The organism is Amycolatopsis sp. NPDC051102, assembly GCF_040682815.1.
Lineage (GTDB): Bacteria > Actinomycetota > Actinomycetes > Mycobacteriales > Pseudonocardiaceae > Amycolatopsis.
Map to the genome: position 1 here is coordinate 44,140 of NZ_JBFBBT010000007.1, position 17,141 is coordinate 61,280.

At 70.8% G+C, this 17,141-nt stretch carries 17 protein-coding genes; 8 read left to right on the forward strand and 9 right to left on the reverse strand.

What is annotated here, in order from left to right; all coding sequences use genetic code 11:
* Positions 1-11 precede the first annotated feature (11 nt).
* From AB0M93_RS21080 to AB0M93_RS21110, 7 genes are all read right to left on the reverse strand, one after another.
* A complete protein-coding gene (locus AB0M93_RS21080; RefSeq protein WP_364275860.1) occupies positions 12-854 on the reverse strand; it encodes a TIGR03621 family F420-dependent LLM class oxidoreductase in 843 nt (280 codons plus the stop codon).
* 79 nt (positions 855-933) lie between these two features.
* On the reverse strand, positions 934-2,757 hold the full coding sequence (locus AB0M93_RS21085) for a phosphoenolpyruvate carboxykinase (GTP) (protein ID WP_364275861.1): 1,824 nt from the start codon (positions 2,755-2,757) through the stop codon (positions 934-936).
* Positions 2,758-3,106: 349 nt separating this feature from the next.
* The gene (locus AB0M93_RS21090; protein ID WP_364275862.1) at positions 3,107-3,802 is read right to left on the reverse strand and encodes a hypothetical protein; all 696 of its coding nucleotides are present in this window, start codon (positions 3,800-3,802) and stop codon (positions 3,107-3,109) included.
* Positions 3,803-3,903: 101 nt separating this feature from the next.
* On the reverse strand, positions 3,904-5,742 hold the full coding sequence (locus AB0M93_RS21095) for a dynamin family protein (protein ID WP_364275863.1): 1,839 nt from the start codon (positions 5,740-5,742) through the stop codon (positions 3,904-3,906).
* The gene (grpE, locus tag AB0M93_RS21100) at positions 5,739-6,125 is read right to left on the reverse strand and encodes a nucleotide exchange factor GrpE (RefSeq protein ID WP_364275864.1); all 387 of its coding nucleotides are present in this window, start codon (positions 6,123-6,125) and stop codon (positions 5,739-5,741) included. Before grpE ends, AB0M93_RS21095 begins: the two co-directional genes overlap by 4 nt.
* A 69-nt stretch (positions 6,126-6,194) precedes the next feature.
* Positions 6,195-6,842 (reverse strand): hypothetical protein, encoded by a 648-nt coding sequence (locus AB0M93_RS21105; RefSeq protein WP_364275865.1) that lies wholly within the window; start codon positions 6,840-6,842, stop codon positions 6,195-6,197.
* A 59-nt stretch (positions 6,843-6,901) separates the two neighbouring features.
* Positions 6,902-8,425, reverse strand: coding sequence for a dynamin family protein (locus AB0M93_RS21110; protein WP_364276147.1), 1,524 nt, complete (start codon positions 8,423-8,425; stop codon positions 6,902-6,904).
* Between the two features lie 205 nt (positions 8,426-8,630).
* Between AB0M93_RS21110 and AB0M93_RS21115 the strand changes: the two genes are divergently transcribed.
* A complete protein-coding gene (locus tag AB0M93_RS21115; protein WP_364276148.1) occupies positions 8,631-9,785 on the forward strand; it encodes a sensor histidine kinase in 1,155 nt (384 codons plus the stop codon).
* Entirely contained in the window at positions 9,782-10,438 is a 657-nt protein-coding gene (locus tag AB0M93_RS21120; protein ID WP_364275866.1) for a response regulator transcription factor, read from the forward strand. Before AB0M93_RS21115 ends, AB0M93_RS21120 begins: the two co-directional genes overlap by 4 nt.
* Before the next feature lie 13 nt (positions 10,439-10,451).
* Here AB0M93_RS21120 and AB0M93_RS21125 read toward each other — a convergent pair whose 3' ends face one another.
* Both AB0M93_RS21125 and AB0M93_RS21130 read right to left on the reverse strand, forming a co-directional pair.
* Positions 10,452-11,363: an SDR family NAD(P)-dependent oxidoreductase gene (locus AB0M93_RS21125; protein WP_364275867.1), complete on the reverse strand. Its 912-nt coding sequence runs from the start codon at positions 11,361-11,363 to the stop codon at positions 10,452-10,454.
* The gene (locus tag AB0M93_RS21130; protein WP_364275868.1) at positions 11,360-11,947 is read right to left on the reverse strand and encodes a TetR/AcrR family transcriptional regulator; all 588 of its coding nucleotides are present in this window, start codon (positions 11,945-11,947) and stop codon (positions 11,360-11,362) included. Before AB0M93_RS21130 ends, AB0M93_RS21125 begins: the two co-directional genes overlap by 4 nt.
* A gap of 197 nt (positions 11,948-12,144) precedes the next feature.
* Here AB0M93_RS21130 and AB0M93_RS21135 point away from each other — a divergent pair, with 197 nt between their 5' ends.
* The 6 genes from AB0M93_RS21135 to trmB all read left to right on the forward strand — a co-directional run bounded on the left by AB0M93_RS21135 (position 12,145) and on the right by trmB (position 17,102).
* Positions 12,145-13,083, forward strand: coding sequence for an ABC transporter ATP-binding protein (locus AB0M93_RS21135; RefSeq protein ID WP_364275869.1), 939 nt, complete (start codon positions 12,145-12,147; stop codon positions 13,081-13,083).
* Positions 13,084-13,100: 17 nt separating this feature from the next.
* On the forward strand, positions 13,101-13,850 hold the full coding sequence (locus AB0M93_RS21140; protein ID WP_364275870.1) for an ABC transporter permease: 750 nt from the start codon (positions 13,101-13,103) through the stop codon (positions 13,848-13,850).
* Positions 13,851-13,948: 98 nt separating this feature from the next.
* Positions 13,949-14,857, forward strand: a complete 909-nt coding sequence (locus AB0M93_RS21145) for an ATP-binding cassette domain-containing protein (RefSeq protein WP_364275871.1) — start codon at positions 13,949-13,951, stop codon at positions 14,855-14,857.
* Positions 14,854-15,615 (forward strand): hypothetical protein, encoded by a 762-nt coding sequence (locus AB0M93_RS21150; protein ID WP_364275872.1) that lies wholly within the window; start codon positions 14,854-14,856, stop codon positions 15,613-15,615. The genes AB0M93_RS21145 and AB0M93_RS21150 overlap by 4 nt, the downstream gene beginning before the upstream one ends.
* Before the next feature lie 159 nt (positions 15,616-15,774).
* Complete coding sequence (locus AB0M93_RS21155) at positions 15,775-16,344, forward strand: hypothetical protein (protein WP_364275873.1); 570 nt, start codon at positions 15,775-15,777, stop codon at positions 16,342-16,344.
* A gap of 62 nt (positions 16,345-16,406) precedes the next feature.
* A complete protein-coding gene (trmB, locus tag AB0M93_RS21160) occupies positions 16,407-17,102 on the forward strand; it encodes a tRNA (guanosine(46)-N7)-methyltransferase TrmB (protein ID WP_364275874.1) in 696 nt (231 codons plus the stop codon).
* Positions 17,103-17,141: the final 39 nt, after the last annotated feature.

Sequence of the window (17,141 nt, forward strand, 5' to 3'; positions counted from 1 at the left end):
CACCAACGTACTCAGCGGAGCCGTTCGAGCACCGGCGCCAGCCGGTCCAAGTCGTCCTCGAGCACCGTGAAGTAGCTGACACCCAGGGTTTCCCGCGTGCGCAGCAGCTGTTCGGCCGCCGCCGCGGCGGACCCGACGAGGACTGTGGCCAGCGCGCCGAGTTCCTCGACGCCGAGGTGCGGGACGAGCTCGTGGGCCGCTTCCAAGGCCGCCCGCCGGTCGTCGGTGATCCGGACGAAGTGGACCATCAGGTTCAGCTCGGCGTCCCGGCCGTCGAGCACCCGCTTCACGAAGCCGGCGCGCTCGGCCAGCGCGGCGGAATCGGCCAGGGCCAGCCGCCCTTCGGCCGCGCCGGGCGCCGTGCCGGTGAGGGCGATGGTGTCGGCGTGCGCGGCGGCGAAGGTCAGCATCCGGTCGCCGCGGCCGCCGAGCAGCAGCGGCGGCCGCGGACGATCGGTGAACGCGCGCTCGAGCTCGGTGACGGCGTCGACGACCCGCCCGAACCGGTGGCCGGGCGTGCCCCAGCCGACCCCGGCGGCTTCGAACTCTTCGCGGACGTACCCGGCGCCGATGCCGATCTCCACCCGGCCGCCCGTGAGTTCGTCGAGCGCGGTGACGTCCCTGGCCAGCAGCACGGGGTTGTGGAAGCTCGCGTTGAGGACGTAGGTGTTCAGCCGGACCCGCTCGGTGGCCTCGGCGGCCATCAACAGCGCGGGTACCGGCGCGACCCGGCCGAGGTGGTCGACGACGCCGACGACGTCGTAGCCGAGGTCCTCGGCCTTCCGGCACTTCGCCATCCACTCGGCCCGTGAGCCGGGTACGTACAGCGCGACGCCGAAGCGGAACGGTCTCATGGTCGCGAAACTACCCGTAACAGGGAGAAGGGGACGCCTCCCGGATGCGGCCGGGAAGCGTCCCCTTCTGTCCGAAGGACTAGCTCAGGCGCTGCGCCAGCGCGTCGAGCTCGTCACGCAGCGACGTCGGGACCTTGTCGCCGATCTTGTCGAACCACTCCTCGATCAGCGGCAGCTCTTCGCGCCACTCCTCGGGCTTGACGTCCAGGGCGGCCTGGATGTCCTCGAGCGGCTCGGTCAGGCCCTCGGTGTCGAGGTCCTCGGCGCGCGGCACGAAGCCGACCGGCGTCTCGACGGCGTTGCCCTTGCCCTCGACGCGCTCGACGACCCACTTGAGGATCCGCGAGTTCTCGCCGAAGCCCGGCCACAGGAAGCGGCCGTCGTCGCCGCGGCGGAACCAGTTGACGTAGAAGATCTTCGGCAGCTTGTTCGCGTCGGCGTTCTTGCCCAGGGTCAGCCAGTGCTTGAAGTAGTCACCGGCGTGGTAGCCGAGGAACGGCAGCATCGCCATCGGGTCGCGGCGCACGTTGCCGACCGCGCCGGCGGCCGCGGCGGTGGTTTCCGACGACATCGTGGCGCCCATGAACACGCCGTGCTGCCAGTCGCGGGCCTCGTTCACCAGCGGGACCGTCGTCTTGCGGCGGCCACCGAACAGGATCGCCGAGATCGGCACGCCCTTCGGGTCGTCCCACTCCGGCGCCAGGATCGGGCACTGCGACATCGGCGTGCAGTACCGCGAGTTCGGGTGGGCGGCCTTCTCGTCGGAGTCCGGCGTCCAGTCCTGGTTCTTCCACGAGGTGGCGTGCTCGGGCTGGTTCTCCATGCCCTCCCACCAGATGTCGCCGTCGTCGGTCAGGGCGACGTTCGTGAAGACCGTGTTGCCCTTCTCGATCGTGCGCATGGCGTTCGGGTTGGTGTGCCAGTCGGTGCCCGGCGCGACGCCGAAGAAGCCGAACTCGGGGTTCACCGCGTACAGGCGGCCGTCCTCGCCGAAGCGCATCCAGGCGATGTCGTCGCCCAGGGTCTCGGCGCGCCAGCCCGGGATGGTCGGCTGCAGCATGGCGAGGTTGGTCTTGCCGCAGGCGCTGGGGAACGCGGCCGCGACGTAGTGGACCTTGTCCTCGGGGGAGATCAGCTTGAGGATCAGCATGTGCTCGGCGAGCCAGCCCTCGTCACGCGCCATCACCGACGCGATGCGCAGCGAGTAGCACTTCTTGCCCAGCAGGGAGTTGCCGCCGTAACCCGAGCCGTAGCTCCAGATCGCGCGCTCCTCCGGGAAGTGCGAAATGTACTTCGTTTCGTTGCAGGGCCAGGAAACGTCCTTCTCGCCCGGTTCGAGCGGGTGGCCCACCGAGTGCAGCGCGGGCACGAATTCACGCTCGGATCCGTCGGGCCCGACGAACTTCTCGAGTGCGGCCTTGCCGGCGCGGGTCATCACGCGCATCGAGGCGACGACGTAGGCGAAATCCGTGATTTCGATACCCAGCTTGGGATTGTCGTCGCCGAGCGGACCCATGCAGAAGGGGATGACGTACATCGTGCGGCCGCGCATCGAGCCCCGGAAGAGCTCGGTCATGGTGGCCTTCATCTCGGCCGGGTCCATCCAGTTGTTGGTCGGGCCGGCGTCCTCGGGACGCTCCGAGCAGATGAAGGTCCGGTCTTCGACGCGGGCGACGTCGTTCGGGTCGGAAGTGGCCCAGAAGGAGTTCGGCTTCGACTTGAGCTGCACGAACGTGCCGGCCTCGACCAGCTCCTGGTTGATCCGGGCGGCTTCTTCGTCGGACCCGTCGACCCACACCACGCGGTCCGGGGTGGTCAGTTCGGCGACCTCCCGGACGAAGGACAGCACGCCGGTGTGCGTCGTCGGCGCGGTGTCCAGTCCGGGGATGGCGACTGCGGTCATCTCTACTCCTGACTTCCGACGACAAAAGCGCCCACACCGGAACAACTCTGTCCCGGTGCGGGCGACATTGCCGGCGACCGAATGGCTTCGCGCACCGGCTGGCGAACCGGTGTGCGCGATTTGGGATTCCTTGAGAGTAGCCGCATGACCGGCGAGTAACCGAGAGCTGACGTGTAGGTTCTCTCACAAGAACGATAAGGGAATCGATTCAGATGTCACTTGATCGGTGCATTCGCTGAAAATCTTCCGGTGGCTTGCGACACAGCCGTGACCTGCTTGTTTTCATTGAAGACATGAAGAAAGCCCGAGGCCGGAGCCTCGGGCTTTCAAACTATGACCTGGGTCACTTTCAGTTCGGGGAAATCCACTGCCCGGTGCCGGAGTCGATGCGGGCGACGCCCTCCAGCGTCTGCGTGCCGGCCTCGCCCCAAGCGGCGTCCGCGGCCGGGTCGCTCCCGGGGTTCATCAGTCCACTGGAGACCTCGGTCCACTGGCCCGGTCCGGAGTGCTCGAACGTCGTGGTCGTGCCGTCGGCCTCGGTCTGCACCGCGACGTCGGCTTCGCCGTCGCCGTCCTTGTCGGTGAAGGCGATGGTGCCGCCGCTCTTCGTCTCGACGATGGCGGTGTCGTTGTGCCCGTCGTGGTCGGTGTCGATGGTCGCGACACCCGCGTCCACCTCGCCGTCCGGCATGTCCGCGTGGATGTGGCCGCCGGAGCTGTCGTCGCGGCCGCCGGTGTCGGAGTGGTCGTGCCCGCCGGAGCCGTCCTCGACCCACTGGCCGCTGGCCTCGTCGTAGACCGCCTGGTCGACGACCTTCCCGTTCTCGTCCAGCACGGCGTAGTGGTCGGCCTCGCCGTCGTGGTTCGTGTCGATGAAGGCCTGGGCCGAGCCGTCTTCGTGCTCGATGATCGCGGTGTCGTTCACCCCGTCTTCGTTCACGTCGTAGTTGACCTCGGCCTGGTACTCCTGGCCGTCGACGTGGACGGTCATCGCGTCCGGGCTGCTCGCGTCGGTGTCGCTGCCGCCACTCTCGTCGACCCACATGGGACTTCCCCCTTCGAACCGGGTAACACGCTCCGACCTGCTGTCTGAGGGTATGACTCACCGTAGGCCCGTTCGGTTCCGCTCCACAACCGGACCGGTGCTCAGGCGGTTTTGTCCCGCAGTGCCCGGATGCGCGTCAGGAACGCTTCGGCGCGCTCGCGGCCGTCGCTGACCTCTTTGAGCCGCTTCGAGACGACGGCGATCTTCTTGGCCCGCTCCTGCGCGCCCATCTTGATCGTCTTGTCGACTTCCTTCAGCTCGGCTTCGATCGCGTCGATGCGCCGGCCGAGTGCTTCGTCCAGCGCCATCGACAGCTGCTGCTCGGCCTCGATGAGCTGCTCGGCGACGAGCTGGTCGAGCGTCGAGCGGGCGTCTGCGATGGCTTCGACCAGCCACTGCTTCATGTGCTGCTTGTCGGCCGCGTGCTTGCGCGTGCGGGCCATCCACCAGCCGGCGCCGAGGCCGATGATGATCGTCGCGGGCAGCACGACCGGGTTCAGGATCGCGACGCCGGCCAGCGGCAGCGCGGCCACCTTGCCGGCCCCGACGCCGCCGGAGATGCCCATGAAGACGAGCAGTTTGTCCTCGGCCGTCGGCGGCTTCTTGTCCGGCGGGCGCAGCACCACCGGCGGCCCGCCGGCCCGGGCGAACTGCGCGCGGATGACGTCGAGCTCTTCGGGCGAGAACAGTTCCGACAGCGAGACGTTCGTGACCTGGTTCAGCCGCTGCGACAGCAGCATCGAGATCCGCTGCGACGTCGTCTGCAGCGCGATGTCGACCTGCTGCGGCAACGCGGCCAGCTCGTCGCGCTTGGCCGCGTCGATGAGCTGGCGGAAGTGGGTCTGCGCGTCCCGCATCTGCCGGGCGCTCTCGTGCCCGACCTCCACGCGGGTGCGCTGCACCTCGCCGCGCAGCTTGAGCTGCCAGCCGCGGGTCGAGCTCCGGCGTTCGGCCTGCAGCTGGTCACGGCGTTCGCGCAGCTGTTCGGCCTCGGCCTCGCCCGCGGACAGCGCCCGGCTCTCGGCCTGCAGCTTCGCCTTGAGCTCGCCCAGCGCGCTGGACAGCGCGCGCAGCGTGTTCGCCTCGCCGAGCATCGCCGAGCGGCCGACGAGCAGCTCCTGCAGCGCCGTCTGGATCGCCGCGACCCCGGACTTCTCACGCAGCATCGCGGCCATCTGCTCGTTGGGCGCCTTGGCCGCGGTCTCGAACATCCGCGCCGACACGGGGTGGAACACGGCGTCGGCGAAGCGGGGCGCGTGCTCGCGCAGCAGCTGCCGGTCGGCCTCCATGACCTCCCGCCAGCCGCGGAACATGTCGACCTTGGTCAGCGCGAAGACCACGGTCTCGACGCGCTCGCCGACGTCGCGGAGGAACTGCAGCTCGGTCGAGGTGAACGGCGCCGACGCGTCGACGACGAACAGCAGCGCGGTCGCGCCCGCGGCGGCCTCCTTGGCGAGCTCGCCGTGCATCGAGTCGAGCCCGCCGACGCCCGGGGTGTCGACCAGCGAGAGCCGCTCCAGCAGCGGCACCGGCCCGCTGACCTCGACGTACCGCGGCGGGATCTGGCCCGGCGGCAGCTCGTGCGCGGCGGACACCCAGTGGATCAGCTGGCCGAGGTCGATCGGCACCGGCGCGAGCTGGCCGGGGTAGCAGGCCTGCGCGCCCCAGACGTCCGCGTGGTCGAACACCAGGTAGGTCGCGGTGGCCACATCGGCGTCCACAGGGGACAGTCCCGGCCGCGCAAGCAGGGCGTTGACCAGCGAACTCTTCCCGCGGTTGGTCTCCCCGACCACCACGACGGCCGGCTTCTTCGGCCGGGTCTTGCGGATGTCCTCGACCCACCTGGCGGCGGCCGGATCGGCGTCGCGGACGACGGTCAGCAGCTGGTCTCGGGTCGCGGCGACCTGCGCGGGCAGGCTCGGCGCGGTCGGTGCGCTCACGGGTTCTTCTTCGCGTAGACGGTGACGATCGGGGCGCGCAGCAGCCGGTCGTGGTCGGCGAAGCCGGTGACCTCGGTTTCCGCGACGATCCCGTCGAGCGCCGGGTCCTCGGTCGGCACGGCACCGCCGGCTTCGTGCCGGGCCGGGTCGAACCGCTCGCCGTCGGGCCGCAGCGCCTGGACGCCGATCGCGGCGAGGCCCTCCTCGAGGCGTTCGACGACGCCGCCGCTGCGGGCGCGGTCCAGCGCGTACAGGCACATCTGGATCAGCGCCTGGCGGTCCGCGAGAGCTCGTTCGAGCTCGCTCACCTGCTGCAAGGGGTGCACATCGGTGTCCGACGCGGCCGGACCGCCGTCGGTTCCCTCCCGGCGAAACCACGCCACCGCCCACCACCCCCGTCCCGGTTTCCGCCCGATTCCACCAGTTCCGGGCGGGTGGGCGCCAGGCGGGGCTCAGACGAGGTCGTCGATCACCGTGCGGAGGACCGCCTCCAGGCCCGGGCCGTCCTCGGCGAGCCGGGAGGAGACCAGCAGCTGGTCGTCGGCCGTGCGCAGCCAGATGGCGCCGGCGACCGAGATCTCGATGACGTTCAGGCGGAACGGGTACGCGCGGCGGCCGTGGCGGACTTCGGCCTCGCGCACCAGCTGGCCGAGCCGCTCGCCGGCGACGATCTGACGGCGGTAGAAGCCGGGGGCCCACGGGGTGCCGCCGGCCGGCTCGCCCGCGCCGCGCAGGGCGGGGCCGCGCGCGTTGGCGAAATGGCGGGCCGCGGCCGGGGCGAAGAAGTCGACCGCCTGGCGCATCGCCGAGCCCGCGGCGAGCGCCGGCCTGCCGTAGCGGGTGCGGGGGCTGCGCGGGTCCGGGTCCTCGCGGTGGCGCAGGAAGGCCAGCAGGTCGACCCACCAGTCGGCCCACTGGGCCTGGACGGCCGCGCGGTCGACCCCCGGTGGGACGTGCACCGGGACCTGCGGCTCCACCGGCGGCAGCACCTGTCCTTCGGAAACGGACAGGGCCAGGGCATCACGGATGTACAGCGCGACGTCGACCTCGGACTCGCTGCTCCAGCCCGCTCGCCAGGATGTCGTGTTTTCTAGGCGCACGTTCTCACAGTACGCGGGGAAACGCCGTGATCAGGCGAAGTCGGCAAGCAGAGACAAACTCACCCCTGCGGCTCCCGGACCTGTTGCCAGATCAAGAAGTACGCCCGGTGCACGACGTGCGCTACGCGGCTCTGCGCCGGGGTCGCACCGAAGGACGCGAAGGAGCGCCACCAGCCCGCCCGCTCGAGGGCGTGCGCGGCCAGCTCCGGCCGCGGGGCACCGGGCTTGCCGAGCTGGGCGCCGATGTCGGGGTTGCTGCCCACCCGCAGCACCTCCTCGGAGAGGTCCTCCGGCATGTCGACCGCGCCGGACGCGACCAGCGTCAGCGCTTCGAGCAGCCGCAGCTGGTGGGCCTCGGGCTTGGCGAGCAGCACCTCGATGGCGTCGTGGACGCGCTGGCGTTCCGCCGGGTCGCCCGAGGCGTGCGCGAGCGCGGTCACCGACGCCAGCGCCGCGGCCGCCTTGATGCCGTCGGCGCGGGCCGCGAACACCACCGCCAGCCGCTGCCGGACCGCTTCCAGGCCGGACGCGTCGAGCAGCGACCGCCGCAGCGCGCCCGCCGTGAGCTCCGGTTCCTTGCGGATGGCCTCGACGGCGTGCGAGATGCCGAACAGGTCGAGCTTCTCCAGCAGCCGCAGCCGGGTGCCCGCCGGGACGTCGCACTCCCAGCTCGTGAAGATGTCGGCCGAGATGAGCATGGTCTGCAGGACGTCGTCGTCGAGACCGGCGAGCTGCCGCAGGGCCTCGGCGTCGGCAGAGGTGAAGCCGCCGGACTCGGCCGACTCGGCGATCAGCCCGATCACCGGCAGCACGTCGGCCACGCGCGGCTTCAACGTCGACGCCTGCTTCTCGGCGAGCAGCGTCGCGGCCTTCCAGACGTCACCGCCGGCGCCGTCGACGGACTCGGGGGCGATGGTGTCGGCCTTGTTGAGCACGGCGATCGCGTTGACCGGACCCGCCTCGCGGCTCGCCGTCGCCGCGGTGAAGGCGGCGAGGGCCTGCTGGTCGTCCGCGCGAACACCCTGGGTGACGACGTAGAGCACGGCTTCCGCGCCGGCGACGGCGTTGCGCGAGGTGTCGTCGAGCTCGTCGGAGCCCTCTTCGCCGTCCTCTTCCTTGTGGTGCTTCGCGGCGCCCAGGAGCTGCTCGGTGCGGGACACCGACGCGGCGTCGAGCGAGCCGAGGCCCGGGGTGTCGATCACCGTCATGCCCTGCAGGACGGCGTTGGTCAGGTACGCCTCGATGTGCGACACCTCGTCGATGTCGACGCCCAGCTCGGCCGGGATCATCCCGTCCGCGGCGAAGGGCAGCACCTGCTTGCGGCCGTCGGTGAAGACGATCTCGACGCGGTCCACCGTGCCGTACTGGAACCGGGTCACCAGCCGGGTGCACTCGCCGATGTCGGTCGGCGCGACCCGGCGCCCGATCAGCGCGTTGACCAGGGTGGACTTGCCCGACTTGATCCGGCCGGCGACGGCCACCTGCAGCGGCGCGCCGAGCCGGCGCAGCACCTCCGCGAAGCCGGCGGCGGTCCGGGCGGAGACCTGCGACTGCAGGCGGTGACACAGGTTGGCCACCGACATCGACAGCGGACCCGCGAGCCGGCCCTGCTCCGGTGACGTCACGGCCCCCAGCCCTCCCCGTCAGATGGACAACCCCGTGAATCGTGCCATGCGCCTCATCCCCTGGTCGCACCGAAGGTGGTACCGCCGACCGACGCGCGATCCGCGCCGCGCGACCTAGGGTTGTGTGGTGCGACGGCTGAGCCTCTGGATGCGTGCCCACCCCATGGCGGGTGACACGGTGATCGCCGTCGTGCTCGGCCTGATCGACATGCTGCTGTTCGCCGCCGACGGCCTGGACGAGATCGCCGAGATGCCGCCCTGGTACATCGCCGTGCCGGTGAACCTCGCCATGGTGGCGCCGCTGGTGTTCCGGCGGAAGTCGCCGCTGTGGTCGGCGTACGTCGTGCTGGTGATCAGCATCGTGCACGGGACGCTCCAGCTCGGCGTCTCCAGCGTCGCCGGGCTGGCGATGAGCATCTACTCGGTCGTCGTCTACGCCGGGCGGCGGCAGGGGCTGGTGTACGTCGGCGCGGTCATCGCCGGGTCGGCCGTGCAGCTGGCGCTCGGCCCGGCGGACGAGCTCCTGATCTCGGCGCTGTTCCTGGCGTTCGGGATCGCCCTGTGCTGGACCCTCGGCGAGTTCGTCGGGGCCCGGCGCGCCTACGACGTGGAAGTGGAGGCCAGGTTGCACCTGCTCGAGACCGAACGGGACCAGGCCACCCGGATCGCGGTGGCCGAAGAGCGCGGGCGGATCGCGCGCGAGCTGCACGACGTCGTCGCGCACGCGGTGAGCGTCATGGTCGTGCAGGCCGACGGCGCTTCGTACGCGCTCCAGAGCAACCCCGAGCTCGCTCAGCGGGCCCTGCAAACGATTTCCGAGACCGGCCGCGGCGCGCTCGGCGAACTGCGGCGCCTGCTGGACGTGCTCCGCAGCGACGACGCCGACGGCGAGCCCCGGGTGCCGCAGCCGGACGCGCACGCCCTCGCCGAGCTGGCCGACCGGATGCGCACCGCCGGCGTGCCGGTGGAACTGGAGCTCGGCGAGCTCGGCGACCTGCCGGCCGGCGTCTCACTGGGGATCTACCGGATCGTGCAGGAGTCGCTGACCAACACGCTCAAGCACGCCGGCCGCGGCGCGACCGCTTCGGTGCGGGTGCAGCGCACGGGTGACCTGGTGGAGGTCCTGGTGTCCGACGACGGCGCCGGCGTCGGGCAGCTGGTCCCGGCCGGACGGCGCGACCCCCGGCTGCCGGGCGGGAACGGCTTGATCGGCATGCGCGAACGCGCGCACGTGTACGGCGGAACGTTGGACGTGGGCCCGGCTCCGGGCGGTGGATGGCAGGTCCGCGCGGCCCTGCCGGTTAGGTTGGACAAGTGATCCGGGTGGTGGTCGTCGACGACCAGGAACTGATGCGCGTCGGGTTCCGGATGGTGCTGGGTGCGCAGGCCGACATCGACGTCGTCGGCGAGGCCGGCGACGGCGCGCAGGCGATCAAGCTCGCCGAAGAACTGCGCCCCGACGTCGTGCTGATGGACGTCCGGATGCCGGTGCTCGACGGTGTCGAGGCGACGAAGCAGATCGTCGCCGCCGGCACCGCGCGCGTGCTCGTGATGACGACGTTCGACCTCGACGAGTACGTCTACGCGGCGCTGCAGGGCGGGGCCAGCGGCTTCCTGCTCAAGGACACCCAGCCCGACCACCTGGTGTCGGCGCTGCGCGCGGTCGCGTCGGGCGACGCGGTGGTGTCGCCGTCGGTGACCCGCCGGCTCCTGGACCGCTTCGTCGGCACCGGCGGCTCGCCGATGCGCGACACCGCCGAGCTGGACGTGCTGACCGACCGCGAGCGCGAGGTGCTCGTGCTGATCGCGAAGGGCATGTCGAACCTGGAGATCGCCGAGGCCCTGTTCCTGTCCGAGGCGACGGTGAAGACGCACGTCGGGCGGATCCTGGCGAAGCTGGACCTGCGGGACCGGGTGCAGGCCGTGGTGCTGGCCTACGAAACCGGCCTCGCCCGCCCCGGCCTGGGCTGAAATCCGGCGCCGGTCAGCGGTATGCGTCCGGCGGGGTCGCCGCCGGGTCCTTGCCCGCGTTCCGGACCTCGGTGAGCCAGCGGCCGAAGTCCGGGCGGTCGCCGTCGATGTCGGTGTAGCCGTACTCCTTCATCAGCGTCCACGACGCCAGCGTCTGCCCGGCGAAGCGGGCGACCTCCGGGTCCTGCGCCAGGGCCGCGACGCCGCGGGCCAGCAGGTACGGCGTCTCGGAGATCTTGAAGTCGGCCGGCGCCAGCTTGCCGACCGCGTCGCGCCAGTTGGCCTCGGTCACCTCGAAGTGGTCGAGCATCGACTCCGAACGCAGGAACCCCGGCGTCACCGCGAGCCCGACCGAGCCGTTCTTCGCCAGCTCCACGCCGAGGGCCCGGCCGAGCGCGCGGATGCCGCACTTGGCCAGGTAGTAGGGGAGGCCGGCGCCGACGTAGTCGTCGTTGTCGCCGTCGGTCACCTCCAGGACCAGCCCGTTGCGCGCGATAACGAGTGGCAGCAGCTTGTGCAGCGCGATCAGGTGCGTGTCGAGCGCGTTGTGCGTCAGGTCGAGCGCGTCTTCCAGCGGCGTCTCCCAGAAGGGCGCGTCGAAGTGGAAGTACATGTCGCCGCCCCAGACGTCGTCGACCAGGATGTCGATTCCGTCCACTTCGGACTCGATGCGGGCCCTGAGCGCGTCCACATCGGACACCGAGGTGAAGTCGCAGCGGACCACGGCGGCCTTGCCGCCCGCCGCTTCCACCAGTTCGCCCGTCTCCTCGATCGTCTCCGGGCGCTTCATCGGTGACGCCGTTTCGCGCGTCGTGCGGCCGGTGACGTACACCGTCGCGCCCGCGCGGCCCAGCTCCACCGCGATTGCCCGGCCACACCCGCGCGTCGCCCCGGTGACCACCGCGACCTTGCCCTGCAAGCTCATGAGTCCTCCCGTCCCCGCCACGCGGTCAGCACCGCGTCGACGTCCTCCGCCAGCCGGTCGGCCAGCCGCCCGTGCGGCCGGATCGACCAGTCGATCGACACCCCGTTGATCACCCCGAGCACCGCCCGGGCCGCCCGCGGCACGCTCGGCGCGTGGGGCAGCAGAGGAGCCGCCGCCCGCACGAGCCGTCGCAGCTCTTCTTCCACCGCCGTGAAGTGCTCGCCCAGCAGCGACCGCAGCACCGGGTCCCCGATGTCGACGCCGAGCTGGCCCAGGTGGTTCGCCGCCTCTTCGGCGTCGCCGAGCACCGCGTAGACCGACACCGCCGCGGCGCGCAGGCCGTCGACCGGGTCGTCCGCCCGGTCCGCGCTTTCCCGCATCTGCTCGACCGCCCGGTGCGTGGCCCGCCGGCTCATCGCCTGCAGCAGGCCGCTCTTCGAACCGAACCGCTGCGCGACCGTGCCGACCGATACGCCGGCCTCCGAAGCCACCTGCGCCAGCGTGAAACCGGGGCCGCAGCGGCCGATCACGGTCTCCGCGGCACTCAGCAGGCGTTCGTCGGTGATGCTCCTCGGCCGGGCCACGCCATTATTGAACCACAGTTCAATAATGGCGTCGAATCAGGGTTGACTCAGGGTCATCACTGATCGCGCATCGGCCGAAGAGCCAGCAAGGTACTACTCAGGTAGGGGGAGCGGTTCGGCCTCCAGGGTGACGCGCTGACCACCCCCGACCCGCGACGATGAACGCGTCGTAAGCGAGGGGCGGAAGAGGAGCAGCCATGATCGAGGCAACGGGCCTCACCAAACGGTACGGAAAAACGCTGGCGGTGAACAACCTGTCGTTCTCCGTGGCCGCGGGCCAGGTCACCGGCTTCCTCGGCCCGAACGGGGCGGGCAAGTCCACCACCATGCGGATGATCCTGGGCCTGGACAACCCGACGGGCGGCCAGGTCACCATCGGGGGCAAGAAGTACCACGACCTCAAGGAACCGCTGCGCACCGTCGGCGCGCTGCTCGACGCGAAGTGGGTGCACCCGAACCGCTCGGCACGCGCCCACCTGCTCTGGATGGCGAAGTCCAACCGCATCCCGGCGGCCCGGGTCGACGAGGTCCTCGACATCGTCGGCCTGACCAGCGTCGCCGGCAAGCGCGCCGGCGGGTTTTCGCTCGGCATGTCGCAGCGGCTCGGCATCGCCGCCGCCCTGCTCGGTGACCCCGAGGTGCTGCTCTTCGACGAGCCGGTGAACGGTCTCGACCCCGAGGGCATCCTGTGGATCCGGAAGTTCATGCACCGGCTGGCCGAGGAAGGCCGCACCGTTTTCGTGTCGAGCCACCTGCTTTCGGAGATGGCGCTGACCGCCAGCAACCTCGTGGTGATCGGCCGGGGGCAGCTGATCTCGCAGTCGTCGACCGAGGAGTTCGTCTCCCGCGCCGCGGAGAACACGGTCAAGGTCCGCTCGCCGCAGCTGGCCGAGCTCCGCGATGCCTTGCAGCGCGCCAGCGCCGGGGTCACGGGGGATGACAAGGCGCTCGTGGTGTCGGGCATGGACAGCGACAAGATCGGCGAACTCGCCGCCGCCAACCGGATCGTGCTGCACGAGCTGAGCCCGCAGACCGGCTCGCTCGAGCAGGCGTTCATGCAGATCACCGGCGACTCCGTCGAGTACCACACCGGCCTCGACGCCGAGGCGCAGCACGTGCTCGAGTCCGCCAAGTAACCGGGGAAACCAAGACCATGAACCTGCTCGCCGTGGAACGCATCAAGCTGTTCTCGACCCGCTCGCCGTGGTGGTGCGCGCTCATCACCCTGGCCCTGACCATCGGCTTCGCGGCCATTCTGGCCGGCGCCTCGCCGTCCGACTCGCCCATCGCGGTGTCGGCCACCCAGTTCGGCGGCTCCCAGTTCGGCATCGCCGTCGTCATGGTGCTCGCCGCGCTCGCGGTGACCACCGAATACCGCTTCAACACCATCCGCACGACGTTCCAGGCGGTGCCGCACCGCACGCCGGCGCTGCTCGCCAAGGCGGTCGTCGTCGGGCTGATGGCCCTGGTGATCGGCGAGATCGGCGCCTTCGGCGCGCTGGGCCTCGCCATGCTCATGCGGCCGAACGACGGCCTGGGCCTGCACAGCACGCAGGACTGGCTGAACGTGGCCGGGCTGGGGCCGGTCTTCGCGATCAGCGCCGTGCTCGCGGTGGCCCTCGGCATCCTCATCCGGCACAGCGCCGGGGCGATCGCTCTGCTGCTCATCTACTACTTGGCCGTGGAAGAGCTGGTGCAGATCATCCCGAAGGTCGGGCGCCACATCCACGAGTGGATGCCGTTCAACGTGGCGAACAAGTTCCTGCGCGGCTCCGCGGTCGTCGACGGCCCGGCGCCGTCGGACTCGCCGCTGAGCCCGGGCTGGGCGCTGGCGTACTTCGCCGGCATCGCGCTCGTGTTCCTGCTCGTCGCGCTCGGGGTCGCGAAGAAGCGGGACGCCTGAGGGGAACAGGGGAAAACGGGAATCCGGGTCGCGCTGTCGGGGGGGCGACCCGGATTCCCGTTTCGCAGTAGGCTTCCGGTGACGGACGAGGGAGCCCCATGATCGAAGCGACCGCGCTGACCAAGCGGTACGGCGCCACCACGGCGGTCAACGAGCTGACGTTCACCGCCCGGTCCGGGCGCGTCACCGGCTTCCTCGGCCCGAACGGCGCCGGCAAGTCCACGACCATGCGGCTGATCCTCGGCCTCGACCGCCCGGACGCGGGCACCGTGCTCGTCGACGGCGTCCCGTACCGCGAGCTGAAAGATCCACTCAGGACGGTCGGCGCGATGCTCGACGCCACCTGGCGCCACCCCGGCCGCACCGGGCGCGACCACCTGCGGTGGCTGGCCGCGACCAACGGCATCCCGGACAAGCGCGTCGAAGAGGTGCTGGCGCTGGTCGGCCTGACGAGCGTGGGCAAGACACGCGTCCTGCAGTACTCGCTCGGCATGCAGCAGCGGCTCGGGATCGCCGCCGCGCTGCTCGGCGACCCGCGCGTGCTGCTGTTCGACGAGCCGGTCAACGGCCTCGACCCGGAGGGCATGGCCTGGATCCGGCAGCTGCTGCACGCGCTGGCCGCCGAGGGCCGGACCGTGTTCGTGTCCAGCCACCTGCTGCCCGAGATGGCGCAGACCGCGCAAGACCTCGTCGTGATCGGCCGCGGCCGGCTGATCTACCAGGGCACGATGGACGGCTTCGTCGCACAGACCAGTGAACACGGCGTGCGCGTGCGCACCCCGCACGCCGAGGAGCTGCGGGCGGCGCTGACCGGCCAGGCCGAGTTCACCGAGGCCGACGGCGCGTTCGTCGTATCCGGAATGGACAGTGACCGGATCGGGCAGCTCGCCTTCGACGCCGGCGCCACGCTGCACGAGCTGAGCCCGATCACCGGCTCGCTCGAGCAGGCCTACCTCGACCTCACCCGCGAGGCCGTCGAGTTCGCCACCCCGGAGGCCGTCCAGTGACCGCGTCGACGAACCTCCTGCGCGCCGAGCGCATCAAGCTCTTCAGCACCCGCGCGCCGTGGTGGTGCCTGGCCATCGCGCTCGTCGCGCCACTGGGCTTCACCGCGCTGTTCTTCGCGCTGGCCGGGCCGGAAATCCCGCCGACGGTCGGCAACACCCAGCTCGCGAGCGGCAACGGCCGGACCGTGCTGCTCGTCCTGGCCGTGCTCGCGACCGCGTCGGAGTTCAACTGGGGCACCATGCGGCTGACGTTCCAGGCCGTGCCGAGCCGGGTGCCGGCGCTGCTGGCGAAGGTGACCGTCGTCGGCGCGGTCGGCGCCGTGCTCGGGCTGGTCGTCGGCTTCGGCTCGTGGGGGCTGGCGTCGCTGGTGCAGCCGGACGCCGACCTCGCGCTGCACACGGCCGCGGACTGGCGCTCGGTGCTCGGCCAGAGCCTGGTCTTCCTGTTCTCCGCCGTGGCCGGCGTCGGCGTCGCGCTCCTGCTGCGCAGCGTCGCCTTCGCGCTGACGGTCGTCCTCGTGTGGACGCAGGTGCTCGAGGGCGTGCTCCCCTTCATCCCGGGCATCGGCAAGCACGTCTACCAGTGGATGCCGTTCCACGCGGCCGACCAGTTCGTCAACGCGGGCGGGTTCACCGGCGGCGCGCTGCAGCTGCCCCCGCCCCCGCTCGGCCCGTGGGGCTACCTCGGTTACTTCGCCGCGATCTGCGTCGCCCTGCTGGCGGCCGGGGTGCTCGTCACGGCCCGGCGCGACGCCTGAGCGTGACCGCGGTCTCAATACCGCACAAAAGCTTGTTAACAAAAGGTGAAACAGCTGTGGCTTCCCTCACAGGCACCGGACATACTGCTACGACCAGGCAAGATTCATAAGTGAGAGCACCGGACCCGTCTGAACTCCCCCTGGAGGTGAATCTTGACGGTGGACACCGGGCAAGAATTGGGTGGCACGATTCCCCGAGCCCGCGTCGAAGACGACGCTCCCCGGCTCGAACCCATGCTGGACCTCGAATGGTCGCGGGCGATCGAACTCCCGCAGGCCGCCATGACGGCGGCCACGCCCGCCGAACTCCGCCGGGCGTGGGTGCACCGCGCGCCCGAAGACACCGTTCTGGCCCTCTTCCGCGCTTCGGCCGGGATGTCGGGCCCGATCCCCGCGCCGTGGTGGCTGCGCGCGATGGCGGACGGCAAGCTCGATTCGCGGGAACAGGGTTTCCGCGTCGAGGACCGGATCGCGCAACTGCTCGGCCCGCGCCCGGGGTGGGAATTCGTCCCGTGGGCCGCGGACGGTGAATCCGGCTACTGGGAGTTCATGCCCTCCGAACGCGGGAAATCGGGGCACGCGATTCCCACGACGGTGATGAACACCGACCGGCACCCGGGCTGGATCGACGTCCTGCCCGCGCACACCGGGCGGACCCCGGACCCGATCCCGGTGGCCGGGCTGGCGGGCCTGCGATCTCGTCTCGGGGTGTTCGAAGCCGTTCGTTGATCCATCCATGCCCCCGCCACCACCCTCAACGGAGGCGCTGCGCGCCCAGCTACATTCGGCCGGTGGAAAACGAGCACCAACCCCGGCTGCGCAGCGTGGTCAGTTACGTCAAGCGCGGTGGCCGGATGACCGTCGGGCAGCAGCGGGCGTGGGAAGAACACTGGCCGCGGCTGGGCCGCACGGTGAGCGAGCTGCCCGAAGGGCCGCTCGACTTCACCGCGTGGTTCGGCCGCGAAGCGCCGGTGATGCTGGAGATCGGCTCCGGCATGGGTGAGACGACGTCGCAGCTGGCCGCCGCGGCGCCGGAGCTCAACTACGTCGCGGCCGAGGTCTACGACCCGGGCCTCGGCCAGCTGATGCTGCGCGCGGAAAACCTCGGCGTCGAGAACCTGCGGCTGCTGCACGGCGACGCCGTCGTGCTGCTGACCGAGCACGTCGAGCCGGGGACGCTGCACGGCGTGCGGCTGTTCTTCCCGGACCCGTGGCCGAAGAAGAAGCACCACAAGCGGCGGATCGTGTCGCCGTCGTTCGCCGCGCTCGTGGCTTCGCGGCTCGCACCCGGTGGCACCTTCCACATGGCGACCGACTGGGAGAACTACGCCGAGCAGATGCTCGAGGTCTGCTCGGCCGAGCCGGCGTTGAAGAACCGGTACGACGGCTGGGCGCCCCGGCCGGAGTGGCGGCCGGTGACCAAGTTCGAGCAGCGCGCCGACGTCGAAGGCCGCGTCTCGCACGACTTGATCTTCGAACGGCGCTGAGCCGAGAAGCGCTGAAGGGGACTCTCCCCGGATCCCCTG

Excerpts from the sequence above, each read along its gene's own strand:
- AB0M93_RS21080 (WP_364275860.1), bottom strand. The coding sequence starts at position 854 with ATGAGACCGTTCCGCTTCGGCGTCGCGCTGTACGTACCCGGCTCACGG.
- AB0M93_RS21145 (WP_364275871.1), top strand. The coding sequence starts at position 13,949 with ATGATCGAAGCGACCGCGCTGACCAAGCGGTACGGCGCCACCACGGCG.
- AB0M93_RS21115 (WP_364276148.1), top strand. The coding sequence starts at position 8,631 with ATGGCGGGTGACACGGTGATCGCCGTCGTGCTCGGCCTGATCGACATG.
- AB0M93_RS21110 (WP_364276147.1), bottom strand. The coding sequence starts at position 8,425 with ATGTCGGTGGCCAACCTGTGTCACCGCCTGCAGTCGCAGGTCTCCGCC.
- AB0M93_RS21090 (WP_364275862.1), bottom strand. The coding sequence starts at position 3,802 with ATGTGGGTCGACGAGAGTGGCGGCAGCGACACCGACGCGAGCAGCCCG.
- AB0M93_RS21135 (WP_364275869.1), top strand. The coding sequence starts at position 12,145 with ATGATCGAGGCAACGGGCCTCACCAAACGGTACGGAAAAACGCTGGCG.
- AB0M93_RS21125 (WP_364275867.1), bottom strand. The coding sequence starts at position 11,363 with ATGAGCTTGCAGGGCAAGGTCGCGGTGGTCACCGGGGCGACGCGCGGG.
- AB0M93_RS21085 (WP_364275861.1), bottom strand. The coding sequence starts at position 2,757 with ATGACCGCAGTCGCCATCCCCGGACTGGACACCGCGCCGACGACGCAC.
- AB0M93_RS21140 (WP_364275870.1), top strand. The coding sequence starts at position 13,101 with ATGAACCTGCTCGCCGTGGAACGCATCAAGCTGTTCTCGACCCGCTCG.